At 70.6% G+C, this 12952-nt stretch carries 9 protein-coding genes; 2 read left to right on the top strand and 7 right to left on the bottom strand.

Going from position 1 to position 12952, the window contains the following annotated elements; all coding sequences use genetic code 11:
- Window positions 1–26: 26 nt before the first annotated feature.
- From ACFT9I_RS21960 to ACFT9I_RS21950, 3 genes are read right to left on the bottom strand one after another with little or no spacing between them, the layout of a single operon-like run.
- Window positions 27–515: a glutathione peroxidase gene (locus tag ACFT9I_RS21960; RefSeq protein ID WP_382566594.1), complete on the bottom strand. Its 489-nt coding sequence runs from the start codon at window positions 513–515 to the stop codon at window positions 27–29.
- A gap of 51 nt (window positions 516–566) precedes the next feature.
- Window positions 567–1442 carry an acyl-CoA thioesterase gene (locus ACFT9I_RS21955; RefSeq protein WP_382566592.1) on the bottom strand — a complete coding sequence of 292 codons (876 nt, stop codon included), beginning with the start codon at window positions 1440–1442 and terminating at the stop codon, window positions 567–569.
- 41 nt (window positions 1443–1483) lie between these two features.
- Complete coding sequence (locus ACFT9I_RS21950; RefSeq protein WP_382566591.1) at window positions 1484–4006, bottom strand: DEAD/DEAH box helicase; 2523 nt, start codon at window positions 4004–4006, stop codon at window positions 1484–1486.
- Between the two features lie 168 nt (window positions 4007–4174).
- Between ACFT9I_RS21950 and ACFT9I_RS21945 the strand changes: the two genes are divergently transcribed.
- Window positions 4175–4966, top strand: coding sequence for a metal-dependent hydrolase (locus ACFT9I_RS21945; RefSeq protein ID WP_382566589.1), 792 nt, complete (start codon window positions 4175–4177; stop codon window positions 4964–4966).
- A 109-nt stretch (window positions 4967–5075) separates the two neighbouring features.
- Here the strand turns inward: ACFT9I_RS21945 and ACFT9I_RS21940 are convergent, their stop codons facing one another.
- The 4 genes from ACFT9I_RS21940 to ACFT9I_RS21925 all read right to left on the bottom strand — a co-directional run bounded on the left by ACFT9I_RS21940 (window position 5076) and on the right by ACFT9I_RS21925 (window position 10995).
- Window positions 5076–6866 (bottom strand): ABC transporter ATP-binding protein, encoded by a 1791-nt coding sequence (locus ACFT9I_RS21940; RefSeq protein WP_382566587.1) that lies wholly within the window; start codon window positions 6864–6866, stop codon window positions 5076–5078.
- The gene (locus ACFT9I_RS21935; protein ID WP_382566585.1) at window positions 6863–8701 is read right to left on the bottom strand and encodes an ABC transporter transmembrane domain-containing protein; all 1839 of its coding nucleotides are present in this window, start codon (window positions 8699–8701) and stop codon (window positions 6863–6865) included. The genes ACFT9I_RS21940 and ACFT9I_RS21935 overlap by 4 nt, the downstream gene beginning before the upstream one ends.
- A gap of 157 nt (window positions 8702–8858) precedes the next feature.
- Window positions 8859–10343 (bottom strand): Gfo/Idh/MocA family protein, encoded by a 1485-nt coding sequence (locus ACFT9I_RS21930; RefSeq protein ID WP_382566583.1) that lies wholly within the window; start codon window positions 10341–10343, stop codon window positions 8859–8861.
- 181 nt (window positions 10344–10524) lie between these two features.
- Window positions 10525–10995, bottom strand: a complete 471-nt coding sequence (locus ACFT9I_RS21925; RefSeq protein WP_382566581.1) for a MarR family winged helix-turn-helix transcriptional regulator — start codon at window positions 10993–10995, stop codon at window positions 10525–10527.
- Between the two features lie 102 nt (window positions 10996–11097).
- On the opposite strand from ACFT9I_RS21925, the gene ACFT9I_RS21920 reads away from it, so the two are divergent.
- Window positions 11098–12939 carry a NovA family novobiocin export ABC transporter gene (locus ACFT9I_RS21920; protein ID WP_382566580.1) on the top strand — a complete coding sequence of 614 codons (1842 nt, stop codon included), beginning with the start codon at window positions 11098–11100 and terminating at the stop codon, window positions 12937–12939.
- Window positions 12940–12952: the final 13 nt, after the last annotated feature.

Raw genomic sequence — 12952 nt, 5'->3', positions numbered from 1 at the left:
ACCGAGATCGGTCTCAAGAATCCTCGCTACGCGGGGAGTTGGGCCTCGATCGCCGTGATGACCTCCGGGGCCTCCGGCTCCGTACGGGGGCGGATGCGGCCCACGACCTCGCCGTCGGGGGAGATCAGGAACTTTTCGAAGTTCCACTGCACGTCGCCCGCCTCGCCCTCGGCGTCGGCCTTCTCCGTCAGCGCCTGGTACAGCGGATGCCGGTTCTCGCCATTGACCTCGGACTTCTCCAGCAGCGGGAAGCTCACGCCGTACGTCGTCGAGCAGAACGTCTCGATCTCCTCGGCGCTGCCCGGCTCCTGGCCCGCGAACTGGTTGCAGGGCACGCCCACGACCGTGAGGCCGCGGTCGCCGTACGTCTGCTGGAGGCGCTCCAGGCCCGCGTACTGCGGGGTGAGGCCGCACTTCGACGCGACGTTCACCACCAGCACCGCCCGGCCCTTGTACGCGGCCAGGGACGTGGGCTCACCGGTCAGGGTGCGCAGCGGGATGTCGTACAGAGTCATCAAGGTCTCCTCGGAAGCAGTCGGTCCCGTTATCCCGTCCATTGTCGCGCTTCACTCGGCGAGCTTGCGGAACAGCCCCTCCTGGACGACCGAGACCAGCAGCCGGCCCGAGCGGTCGTAGATACGGCCCCGGGCCAGACCCCGCCCGCCGGTCGCGATCGGCGACTCCTGGTCGTACAGGAACCACTCGTCCGCGCGGAACGGCCGGTGGAACCACATCGCGTGGTCCAGCGACGCCATGTCGTACCCGCGCGGCCCCCACAGCGGCTCGACCGGGATACGGACCGCGTCCAGCAGCGTCATGTCGCTCGCGTACGTCAGCGCACACGTGTGCACCAGCGGGTCGTCGCCCAGCGGACCCACCGCGCGCATCCACACCGCGCTGCGCGGATCGGCGTCCCTGACCTCCTCCGGCGTCCAGCGCAGCCGGTCCGCGTAGCGGATGTCGAACGGCTGACGGCGCGCCATCCGCTGATACGCCTCGGGCAGCTCGCCCAGATGCTCACGGACCTCGTCCACCACCGTCGGCAGCGACTCGGGGTCCGGGAAGTCGAGGCGCGGCGGCAGCTGGTGCTCGAAGCCGCCCTCCTCCGCGTGGTGGAAGGACGCCGTCAGATTGAAGATCGTCCGGCCCTCCTGCACCGCCGTGACCCGGCGCGTCGTGAACGACCGGCCGTCCCGCACCCGCTCGACCTGATAGACGATCGGCACGCCGGGCCGGCCGGGGCGCAGGAAGTAGGCGTGCAGCGAGTTGACCGGGCGGTCGCCGTCCGTGGTGCGCCCGGCCGCCACCAGGGCCTGGCCGGCGACCTGGCCGCCGAAGACCCGCTGCAGCGACTCGTCCGGGCTGCGCCCGCGGAAGATGTTGACCTCGATCCGCTCAAGATCGAGCAGATCGACCAGCCGCTCGGCGGGATTCGTCGTCATCGTTCTCGTTCTCCAGTGGTCTCAAGTGCCGGGGAAGGGGCTCAGACGGCGGACAGCTGGCCCACGGAGGTGACGCGGACCACGGCCCGGCCCTCCTCGTCGGACGCGGCGAGGTCGACCTCCGCGCTGATGCCCCAGTCGTGGTCCCCGTTCGGATCGGCGAACGACTGCCGGACCCGCCACAGGCCGTGCTCCGGGTCCTCCTCGATACCGAGCAGCTTCGGGCCGCGCGCGTCGGGACCGGTGCCCAGCTCCTCGTACTCGTCCCAGTACCCGTCCATCGCCTCGCCCCAGGCGTCCGCGTCCCAGCCCGACTCGGCGTCCAGCTCGCCCAGTTCGTTCACCCTGTCCAGCGCCGCCAGCTCGACGCGGCGGAACATCGCGTTGCGCACCAGCACCCGGAACGCACGCCCGTTGGCGGTCACCGGCTTGACCTGGTCGGCCTTCTCCTGTGCCTGTTCGGCGGTCTCCACCTCCGGGTTGGCCAACTGCTCCCACTCGTCCAGGAGGCTGGAGTCGACCTGCCGCACCATCTCGCCGAGCCAGGCGATCAGGTCCTCCAGGTCCTCCGACTTCAGATCGTCGGGGATGGTGTGCTCGAACGCCTTGTACGCGCCCGCGAGATAGCGCAGCACGATGCCCTCGGTGCGCGCCAGCTCGTAGTGGGAGGTGAACTCCGTGAAGGTCATGGCCCGTTCGTACATGTCACGGATGACGGACTTCGGCGACACCGGGTGGTCGCCGACCCACGGATGGCTGGTGCGGTAGACCTCGTACGCGTGCCACAGCAGTTCTTCGAGCGGCTTCGGATACGTGAACTCCTGCAGCCGCTCCATCCGTTCCTCGTACTCGACGCCGTCGGCCTTCATCTGGCCGATCGCCTCGCCACGCGCCTTGTTCTGCTGCGCGGCGAGGATCTGCCGGGGATCGTCCAGCGTCGACTCGACGACGGAGACCATGTCCAGCGCGTACGAGGGCGAGCCCGGGTCCAGCAGTTCGAACGCGGCCAGCGCGAAGGTCGACAGCGGCTGGTTGAGCGCGAAGTTCTGCTGGAGGTCGACGGTGAGCCGGATGATGCGGCCCTCGGCGTCCGGGGTCTCCAGGCGCTCCACCACGCCGCCGTCCAGCAGCGACCGGTAGATGGCGATCGCGCGCCTGATGTGCCGCAACTGCTGCTTGCGCGGCTCGTGGTTGTCCTCCAGGAGATGGCGCATCGCATCGAAGGCGTTGCCCGGCCGCGCGATGACCGACAGCAGCATGGTGTGGGTGACCCGGAAGCGGGAGGTCAACGGCTCCGGGTCGGAGCCGATCAGCTTGTCGAACGTCGTCTCCGACCAGGCGACGAAGCCCTCGGGGGCCTTCTTGCGGACCACCTTGCGGCGTTTCTTCGGGTCGTCGCCCGCCTTGGCGAGCGCCTTCTCGTTCTCCACGACATGCTCGGGCGCCTGCGCGACGACGAAGCCCGCCGTGTCGAAACCGGCGCGGCCGGCCCGGCCCGCGATCTGGTGGAACTCGCGGGCGCGCAGTGTCCGGACGCGCGTGCCGTCGTACTTGGTGAGGGCGGTGAACAGCACCGTACGGATCGGGACGTTGACGCCCACGCCGAGCGTGTCCGTACCGCAGATCACCTTCAACAGACCGGCCTGCGCCAGCTTTTCGACGAGGCGGCGGTACTTCGGCAGCATCCCCGCGTGGTGCACCCCGATGCCGTGGCGTACGTAACGGGAGAGATTGCGGCCGAACTTGGTGGTGAAGCGGAAGTTGCCGATCAGATCGGCGATCCGGTCCTTCTCCTCGCGCGTACACATGTTGATGCTCATCAGCGACTGCGCGCGCTCGACGGCCGCCGCCTGCGTGAAGTGCACGATGTAGACCGGCGCCTGACGGGTCTCCAGCAGTTCGGTCAGCGTCTCGGTGATCGGGGTGAGGCGGTACTCGTAACTCAGCGGCACCGGGCGGGTCGCCGAGCGGACGACGGAGGTGGGCCGGCCCGTACGGCGGGTCAGGTCCTCCTCAAACCGCGACATGTCGCCGAGCGTCGCCGACATCAGGATGAACTGCGCCTGCGGCAGCTCCAGGATCGGGATCTGCCAGGCCCAGCCGCGGTCCGGCTCCGCGTAGAAGTGGAACTCGTCCATCACGACCTGGCCGATGTCGGCGTGCTTGCCGTCGCGCAGGGCGATCGAAGCCAGCACCTCCGCCGTGCAGCAGATGACCGGCGCGTCGGCGTTCACGGACGCGTCGCCCGTCAGCATGCCGACGTTCTCCGTACCGAAGAGTTTGCACAGGTCGAAGAACTTCTCCGACACCAGCGCCTTGATCGGGGCGCTGTAGAAGGTGACCTTGTCCTGGGCCAGCGCCGTGAAGTGCGCACCCGCCGCGATCAGGCTCTTCCCGGAGCCGGTGGGGGTGGAGACGATCACGTTGGCCCCGGAGACCACCTCGATCAGCGCCTCCTCCTGAGCCGGATAGAGCGTGATGCCCTCGCCCTCGGCCCATGACGAGAAGGCCTCGAAGAGGGCATCGGGGTCGGCATCCTTCGGGAGCTGATCAATAAGGGTCACACCCCCATCTTGCCTGCCTTGAGCCCCGAAGAGGGAACCGGACGACCGGCCGAAGATCACGGGCGATACGCTGCCCTGTCAACTGGGCCTTGCCGCAACGGCGGTGGGCCCATCAGTACGTACCACCACAGCGACGACGGGGCGGGGATCGACCATGCGGGGACGACCATGATGGGGCCGGCGCACTCGCTGTCGGGCGCGGCGGCCTGGCTGGGGGTGGGAGCCGCCGCGGCGGCGGCCGACCGCACCATGCCCTGGCCGGTGCTGGTCGTCGGCGCGCTGATCTGCGCGGGGGCGGCGCTCGCCCCCGACCTGGACCACAAGTCGGCGACGATCTCGCGGGCGTTCGGACCGGTGTCCAAGGCGCTGTGCGGCATCGTCGACAAGCTGTCGTTCGCCGTCTACAAAGCGACGAGGAAACCGGCCGACGCCCGGCGGACCGGCGGCCACCGCACCCTCACGCACACCTGGCTCTGGGCCGTCATGATCGGCGGCGGCGCCTCCGCGCTCGCGATCCTCGGCGGCCGGTGGGCGGTGCTCGCGCTGCTGTTCGTCCATATGGTGCTCGCCGTCGAAGGGCTGCTGTGGCGGGCGGCGCGGATGTCGAGCGACGTACTCGTGTGGCTGCTCGGCGCGACGAGCGCGTGGATCCTGGCCGGTGTGCTGGACAAGCCGGGCAACGGCTCGGACTGGCTGTTCACCGCGCCCGGTCAGGAGTATCTGTGGCTGGGGCTGCCGATCGTCCTCGGTTCGCTGGTGCACTGCGTCGGGGACGCGCTGACGGTGTCGGGCTGCCCGATCCTGTGGCCGATCCCGGTGGGGCGCAAACGCTGGTACCCGATCGGGCCGCCGAAGGCGATCCGGTTCAGGGCCGGGAGCTGGGTGGAGCTGAAAGTGCTGATGCCGGTGTTCATGCTGCTCGGCGGGGTGGGCGGCGCGGCGGCGCTGAACGTGATCTGAGCCCGTCCGAGGCCGGCCGCCGCGCCGTACGACCGCCGGACAGGGCCTACGCGTCCGGGCGAGCCCCCGCGCGCCCGCCCGGACGCCGCTCCTGCCGGAGCCGGACCGCTCAGCCGTGCCAGGAGCGCCACAGCGCCGCGTACGCGCCGTCCGCCGCCACCAGTTCGTCGTGGCTGCCCAGCTCGCTGATCCGGCCCTCCTCCACCACGGCGATCACGTCCGCGTCGTGCGCGGTGTGCAGCCGGTGCGCGATGGCCACGACCGTGCGGCCGTCCAGGACCTTCGCCAGCGACCGCTCCAGATGGCGCGCGGCGCGCGGGTCGAGCAGCGACGTCGCCTCGTCCAGGACCAGCGTGTGCGGGTCGGCCAGCACCAGCCGCGCCAGCGCGATCTGCTGCGCCTGCGCGGGCGTGAGCGTCGTACCGCCGGAGCCGACCTCGGTGTCGAGCCCGTCGTCGAGCGCGCGCGCCCAGCCGTCCGCGTCGACCGCGCCCAGCGCCGCCCACAGCTCGGCGTCCGCCGCGTCCGCGCGGGCCAGCCGCAGGTTGTCGCGCATCGACCCCACGAAGACGTGGTGCTCCTGGTTGACCAGGGCGACATGGCCGCGCACCCGCTCCGCGGGCATCCGCGACAGCTCCGCCTCGCCGAGCGTGATCCGGCCCGTGCGGGGGGCGTAGATCCCGGCGAGCAGCCGCCCCAGCGTCGACTTGCCCGCGCCGGACGGTCCGACCAGCGCGACGCGCGTGCCGGGAGCGACGTCCAGCGTCACCTCATGAAGGACGTCGACGCCCTCGCGGTAACCGAAGTTGACCTGGTCCGCGCTGACGTCCCTGCCGTCCGGCACGACTTTCTCGTCACCGTCGTCCGGCTCGATCTCGCGTACGCCGACGAGGCGGGCGAGCGACACCTGTGCCACCTGCAACTCGTCGTACCAGCGCAGGATGAGACCGACCGGGTCGACCAGCATCTGCGCGAACAGCGCACCGGTCGTCAGCTGCCCGACCGTGATCCAGCCCTGCAGTACGAAGACACCGCCGCCCACCAGCGTCGCCACGAAGATCGTGACGTGGGTGAGGTTGATGACCGGGAACAGCACCGACCGCAGCCAGAGGTTGTACCGCTCCCACGCCGTCCACTCCTTGATACGCCGGTCGGACAGCGCCACCCGGCGGCGGCCGAGGCGGTGCGCCTCGACGGTCCGCCCGGCGTCGATCGTCTCGGCGAGTACGGCGGCGACCGCCGCGTAACCGGCGGCCTCGGAGCGGTACGCCGACGGCGCCCGCTTGAAGTACCAGCGGCAGCCCACGACCAGCAGCGGCAGCGCCACCACCACCGCGAGCGCCAGCGGCGGCGCGGTGACCGCCAGCGCGCCGATCAGCAGTCCCGCCCACACCACGCCGATCGCCAGCTGGGGTACGGCCTCACGCATCGCGTTGGCCAGCCGGTCGATGTCCGTGGTGATCCGGGACAGCAGGTCGCCGGTGCCCGCGCGCTCAAGGACGCCGGGCGGCAGCCGTACCGACCGTACGAGGAAGTCCTCGCGCAGGTCGGCCAGCATCTCCTCACCGAGCATCGCGGCACGCAGGCGCATCATCCGGGTGAAGACGGTCTGGATGATCAGCGCGCACGCGAAGATGACGGCGGTGCGCTCCAGATGCAGCTCCTCGGCCCCCTTGGCGCCTTCGGACAGGTCCTCGACGACGCCGCCGAGCAGATACGGCCCCGCCATGGACGCGATCACCGCAACCGCGTTGACCGCGATGAGCAGGCCGAACGCCTTGCGGTGCCGCCGCAGCAGCTCCACGACATAGCTCCGCACCGTCGCCGGGCGGGCGACGGGCAGGGTCGTGGCCGACTCCGGTGCCGACGGGTCGTACTCCGGTGGTGCCACGCCGATCATGCGGATTCCTCGATCTCTGCCAGCTGTTCCCGTGTCGCGAGCGGTGTCGGCACGAGCGCGCCACCCGTCTCGGCCTGGTTCTCCGTCTCGTCGTCCGTCTGCCGTGTGACGACATTCAGATAGCGCGGGTCGTCCCGCAGCAGCTCCCGGTGTGCCCCCGTCGCCGCGACCTTCCCGTCGTGGACGAACACCACGGTGTCCGCGCGGTCGAGCAGCAGCGGCGACGACGCGAACACGACCGTCGTACGGCCGCTGCGCAGCCGCCGGACGCCTTCCGCGATCCGCGCCTCCGTGTGCGAGTCCACGGCCGACGTGGGCTCGTCCAGGACCAGCACCTCCGGGTCGGCGACCAGCGAGCGGGCCAGCGCGAGCCGCTGGCGCTGCCCGCCGGAGAGCGACCGGCCGCGCTCGGTGATGCGCGAGCGCAGCGGGTCGCCGGTGCCGTCCACCGACGCCTGCCCGAGCGCCGCCAGCACGTCGTCGCACTGCGCGGCGTCCAGCGCGTCCTTCGGCTCCACCGCCCCGGACGCGGGCACGTCCAGCAGCTCGGTGAGGGTGCCGGACAGCAGCACCGGATCCTTGTCCTGTACGAGGACGGAGGCGCGCGCCGCGTCCAGCGGGAGGTCGTCGAGCGCCACCGAACCGAGCAGTACGGACGGACTCTTCTCGTCCTCCGCCGCGTGTCCGCCCAGCCGTTCGGCCAGCCGTCCGGCCGCGTCGGGGTCGCCGCACACGACGGCGGTCAGCTGCCCGGCGTGGGCGAGCATGCCGGTGGCCGGGTCGTAGAGGTCACCGGTGGGCCGGGCGTCGTCGAGACCGCCGCGCTCGTCCTCGTAAGAGGTCCGCTCCAGCCGCAGCACACGGGCCGCGCGCGTCGCCGAGGGACGCGAGAAGGAGTACGCCATGGCGATCTCCTCGAAGTGACGGAGCGGGAAGAGCAGCAGCGTGACCGCGCTGTACACGGTGACCAGTTCGCCGACCGAGATCCGGCCGTCGCCCGCGAGGAGCGCGCCGTACCAGACCACCGTGATCAGCAGCACGCCCGGCAGGAAGACCTGGATCGCCGAGATCAGCGCCCACATACGGGCGCTGCGGACGGCCGCCACGCGGACCTCCTGCGAGGCCTCCCGGTAGCGCGTGAGGAACAGCTCCTCGCCGCCGATGCCGCGCAGCACCCGCAGTCCGGCCACCGTGTCGGCGGCCAGCTCGGTGGCCCGGCCCGCCTTGTCGCGCTGGACGTCGGCGCGCCGGGTGGCGCGGGGGAGCAGCGGCAGTACGGCGAGGGCCAGCACCGGCACCCCGATGGCCACGACCGCGCCGATCGACGGCAGATACAGCACAAGGCCGACGCACACCACGACGATCGCGACGGCGGCCGCCAGGAAGCGCGACAGCGCCTCGACGAACCAGCCGATCTTCTCGACGTCGCCCGTCGACACGGCGACCACCTCGCCGGCCGCGACCCGGCGGGTCAGCGCCGAACCCAGCTCGGCGGTCTTGCGGGACAGCAACTGCTGGACGCGGGACGCCGCGGTGATCCAGTTGGTGACGGCCGCGCGGTGCAGCATCGTGTCGCCGACGGTGATCGCGGCGCCGAAGAGGGCGATGACGGCACCGGCCAGCGCGAGGCGCCCGCCCGAGCGGTCCACGACGGCCTGTACGGCGAGTCCGGCCCCCAGCGGCAGCCCGGCGACGCCCAGTTGGTGCAGCAGTCCCCAGGAGAGCGATTTGAGCTGGCCACGCAGCTGATTGCGCCCGAGCCAGTACAGGAAACGCGGTCCTGACCGGGCATCGGGTGTCCCGGGATCGGGATACGGAAGATCGCGAATCTGCATGACGCCCCAGTGAGTCGTGGATGGCCCCAAACCGTGCAAGGTTGTCCCTCGGGGACGGTCCGGGGCAATCGATTATTCGCTTCTCGGCCACATGGGAGTGAAACGCGACGAGGCCCGGCCGGCGCACTCGCGCCGGCCGGGCCCACGACTTCCCGGGCTATGCCTCGGTCGGCTTCTCGGAGTCCGTACCGGGCCGGGACTTCTTCCACTCGCCGCGGGTGAAGTCCGGAATCTGCTGCGGCTCGCCGTTCGCCTTGATGGACGCGTGGCTCAGCGGTACGGGGGCGGTCCACGTCGCCGCGTCGTACACGTCGAAGTCGGGGACGAGGCCCAGCCGGACGCACTGCATCAGCCGGAAGACCATGATGTAGTCCATCCCGCCGTGGCCGCCCGGGGGATTCGCGTGCTCCTTCCACAGCCAGTGGTCCCAGTCGGCGTACGCGGCGAAGTCGCCCCACTCGTCGTTCGCGTGGTCCGGCTCGATGTAGATGCGCTCCGGATAGTCCTCGAAGACGCCCCTGGTGCCGCCGAGACTGTTGATCCGGCTGTACGGGTGCGGCGTCGAGACGTCGTGCTCCAACCGGACGACGCGGCCCTTGGCCGTCTGGACCAGACTGATCGTCCGGTCGCTGTTGACGTACGTCTCCTTCCAACTGGCGTCGCCCGGTGGCATGTTCTCCTCGCGGTACTGGGCGAGGCCGAGCGCGGGCGTACCGATGCTGGTGATGCTGACGGCGCGGTCACCGCGGTTGATGTCCAGGTAGTTGGCGACGGGGCCGAAGCCGTGGTTCGGATACAGGTCGCCCCGGAGCCGGGTGTGCCACAGCCGGCGCCAGGGGCCTTCGTAGTAGTCCGGGTCGAACATCAGGCCGCGCAGATCGTGGTTGTACGCGCCGGCGCCGTGCAGCAGATCGCCGAACAGGCCCGCGTGCGCCATCCGTAGGACGCGCATCTCGTTCTTGCCGTACGCGCAGTTCTCCAGCTGCATGCAGTGGCGCCGGGTGCGCTCGGAGAGGTCGACCAGCTTCCACAGCTCGTCGAGCCGCATCGCGATCGGACACTCCACGCCGACGTGCTTGCCGGCCAGCATCGCGGTCCTGGCCATCTCGAAGTGGAAGTCCCACGGAGTGGCCACGTAGACGAAGTCGACGTCGCCGCGCGCGCAGAGCTGTTCGTAGTCGTGCTCGTCCTTCGTGTAGACGGCGGGCGCCGGCTGCCCGGCCTTGACGACCTTGGCCGCGGCACTCCGCGCCTTGTCCCGCACCGTGTCGCACACGGCGACGACCTGGACGCCGGGCACCGCGAGGAACAGATCGATCATGCTGCCGCCGCGGTTGCCGAGGCCGATGATGCCGACGCGGACCGTGGAGCGTCTTTCGAAGGGCACGCCGGCCATGGTGCGGCCCTGGCGCTCGGGGACGGCGGACTCGGCGCTGTTGGAGGCGGCGTGCGCGGCTGCTTGTGCGGTGGCGGCCTGTGCGGTGGTGGCGGCGGCGGTGCCGTTGCCCAGGGCGGTGAGCCCGAGCCCGGCGCCCGCGACGCCCGCCGTCGTCCGGAGAGCGGAACGGCGGCTCACCGAGCCGCCGTTGTCGTTGTCGTCGTCCTGGTCCCTGCCGGGGTTCTGCGGTGCTGCGTCGTTCATGAAGCCTCCGTAGGAGCTGACGTGCGCGGCGGATGTGAACCTCGGGAAGGACCTTGGTAGTTGGGACTGGTGGTGCGCAAGGGGCCTCGTTTGGACTCTTCGATCGGACCCTTGGACTCTTCGAAACCCGCTTCCGGGCGGTGGCCGGAAACCGCTCGGCGGTGACCCCCGGCAGCGGCCTTCAGCAGCGGCGGTCCGGCACGCCGTCGACCGGCCCGCCCACCAGCGCCGACAGCAGCACGCCGAGCACGTCGCGCTGGTCCGCCGTCAGCGGGGCGAGAATGTCCTCGGCGGCGGACCTGCGCGCGTCGCGCAGCGCCCGCAGCACGCCCCGCCCGGTCTCGGTCAGCTCGATCCGGATCACCCGGCGATTGGTCGGGTCGGGGGCGCGGCGGACGCAGCCGCTCGACTCCAGGCCGTCGACCAGGCTCGTCACGGCACGGGGCACCACTTCGAGGCGCTCGGCGAGATCCGCCATCCGCGGCGGACTGTCGTAGAAGGCGACCGTGCGCAGCAGACGCGACTGCGCGGGGGTGATCCCGATCGGCTCCAGATAGCGCTTCTGGACGCGGTGGAGCCGGCGGGTCAGCCTCAGGAGCTGCTCGGCCAGCAGGCCGTCGGAGTCCGGCGTGCGGGCGTCGGGGGTGCTCATGGCGGAATAATAACAGGACCAAGTACATTGTGAAGGCAGGTAACAGTGAGCTATGCTCTTCCAAGCTTTTTCCGTACTCCCTGAATCCCCTCGAAGGAGCCCATGAAGTCCGAACTGTCGACCTGGAAGCCCTCTGCCCAGCCCCCGGATCCGTCGCTGCCCGAGCCGCCGGCCCAGCTGCGCCGTATCTTCCGGCTCTTCCGCCCCTACCGAGGCAGGCTCGCGATCGTCGGCCTGCTCGTCGGTGCCTCGTCCCTGGTGGCCGTCGCCTCGCCCTTCATGCTGCGCGAGATCCTCGACACCGCGATCCCGCAGGGCCGCACCGGGCTGCTCAGCCTGCTCGCCCTCGGCATGATCCTCACCGCCGTCCTCAGCGGTGTCTTCGGCGTCGTCCAGACCCTCATCTCCACGACGGTCGGCCAGCGCGTGATGCACGACCTGCGGACAGCGGTCTACGCGCAGCTGCAACGCATGCCGCTCGCCTTCTTCACCCGCACCCGCACCGGCGAGGTCCAGTCCCGGATCGCCAATGACATCGGCGGCATGCAGGCGACGGTCACCTCCACCGCCACCTCGCTCGTCTCCAACCTCACCGCCGTCATCGCCACCGTCGTCGCGATGCTCGCGCTGGACTGGCGGCTGACCGTCGTCTCGCTGCTCCTGCTGCCGGTGTTCGTGTGGATCAGCCGCCGCGTCGGCCGTGAGCGCAAACGGATCACCCTCCAACGGCAGAAACAGATGGCCACGATGGCCGCCACGGTCACGGAGTCCCTGTCGGTGAGCGGCATCCTCCTCGGCCGCACGATGGGGCGCGCCGACTCACTCACCAAGTCGTTCTCCGAGGAGTCCGAGCGACTCGTCGACCTGGAAGTGCGGTCGAACATGGCCGGGCGGTGGCGGATGTCCGTCATCGGCATCGTCATGGCCGCGATGCCCGCCGTCATCTACTGGGCGGCCGGCTTCGTCCTCCAGGGCGGTGGCACGGTCGTCTCCATCGGCACGCTCGTCGCCTTCGTCTCCCTCCAGCAGGGCCTCTTCCGCCCGGCCGTGAGTCTGCTCGCCACCGGCGTGCAGATGCAGACGTCGCTCGCGCTCTTCCAGCGCATCTTCGAGTATCTCGACCTGCCCGTCGACATCACCGAACCCGAGAGCCCGGTCGCGCTCGACAAGGTCCGGGGCGAAGTGCGCTTCGACAGCGTCGACTTCAGCTACGACAAGAAGGACGGCAACACCCTCCACGGTGTGGACGTGACCGTTCCGGCGGGCGGCAGCCTCGCCGTCGTCGGTCCCACCGGATCGGGCAAGTCGACCCTCAGCTATCTGGTGCCGCGGCTGTACGACGTGACGGGCGGCCGGGTCCTGCTCGACGGGGTCGACGTACGCGACCTGTCCTTCGACACCCTCGCCCGCGCGGTGGGCGTCGTGTCCCAGGAGACGTATCTCTTCCACGCCTCCGTCGCCGACAACCTCCGCTTCGCGAAGCCGGAGGCGACGGACGAGGAGATCGAGACGGCGGCCAGGGCGGCGCAGATCCACGACCACATCGCCGCTCTGCCCGACGGGTACGACACGCTGGTCGGCGAACGCGGATACCGGTTCTCCGGTGGCGAGAAACAGCGCCTCGCGATCGCCCGCACCATCCTGCGTGACCCACCGGTCCTCGTGCTCGACGAGGCGACCAGCGCGCTCGACACCCGGACCGAACACGCGGTCCAGCAGGCCATCGACGCCCTCTCCGAGGGGCGTACGACCATCACCATCGCGCACCGGCTCTCGACGGTGCGGGACGCCGACCAGATCGTCGTCCTCGACGCGGGCCGAATAGCCGAGCGCGGCACACACGATGAGCTGATCGACCGCGACGGCAGGTACGCGGCGCTCATCCGCAGGGACGGCACACCGGCGCCCCTGCCCGCACAGGACGAGCGCGTGGGCGCCGCCTGACGCACCACGGCAG

Origin of the sequence: Streptomyces sp. NPDC057137 (genome assembly GCF_042670825.1) — a bacterium.
In the GTDB taxonomy this organism is placed as follows: domain Bacteria; phylum Actinomycetota; class Actinomycetes; order Streptomycetales; family Streptomycetaceae; genus Streptomyces.
This window is presented reverse-complemented; position numbering and strand designations above follow the sequence as displayed.

Bases quoted from the DNA above. Each gene is read 5' to 3' on its own strand.
- ACFT9I_RS21960 (WP_382566594.1), bottom strand. From the start codon at position 515: ATGACTCTGTACGACATCCCGCTGCGCACCCTGACCGGTGAGCCCACG.
- ACFT9I_RS21955 (WP_382566592.1), bottom strand. From the start codon at position 1,442: ATGACGACGAATCCCGCCGAGCGGCTGGTCGATCTGCTCGATCTTGAG.
- ACFT9I_RS21945 (WP_382566589.1), top strand. From the start codon at position 4,175: ATGATGGGGCCGGCGCACTCGCTGTCGGGCGCGGCGGCCTGGCTGGGG.
- ACFT9I_RS21940 (WP_382566587.1), bottom strand. From the start codon at position 6,866: ATGATCGGCGTGGCACCACCGGAGTACGACCCGTCGGCACCGGAGTCG.
- ACFT9I_RS21935 (WP_382566585.1), bottom strand. From the start codon at position 8,701: ATGCAGATTCGCGATCTTCCGTATCCCGATCCCGGGACACCCGATGCC.
- ACFT9I_RS21930 (WP_382566583.1), bottom strand. From the start codon at position 10,343: ATGAACGACGCAGCACCGCAGAACCCCGGCAGGGACCAGGACGACGAC.
- ACFT9I_RS21925 (WP_382566581.1), bottom strand. From the start codon at position 10,995: ATGAGCACCCCCGACGCCCGCACGCCGGACTCCGACGGCCTGCTGGCC.
- ACFT9I_RS21920 (WP_382566580.1), top strand. From the start codon at position 11,098: ATGAAGTCCGAACTGTCGACCTGGAAGCCCTCTGCCCAGCCCCCGGAT.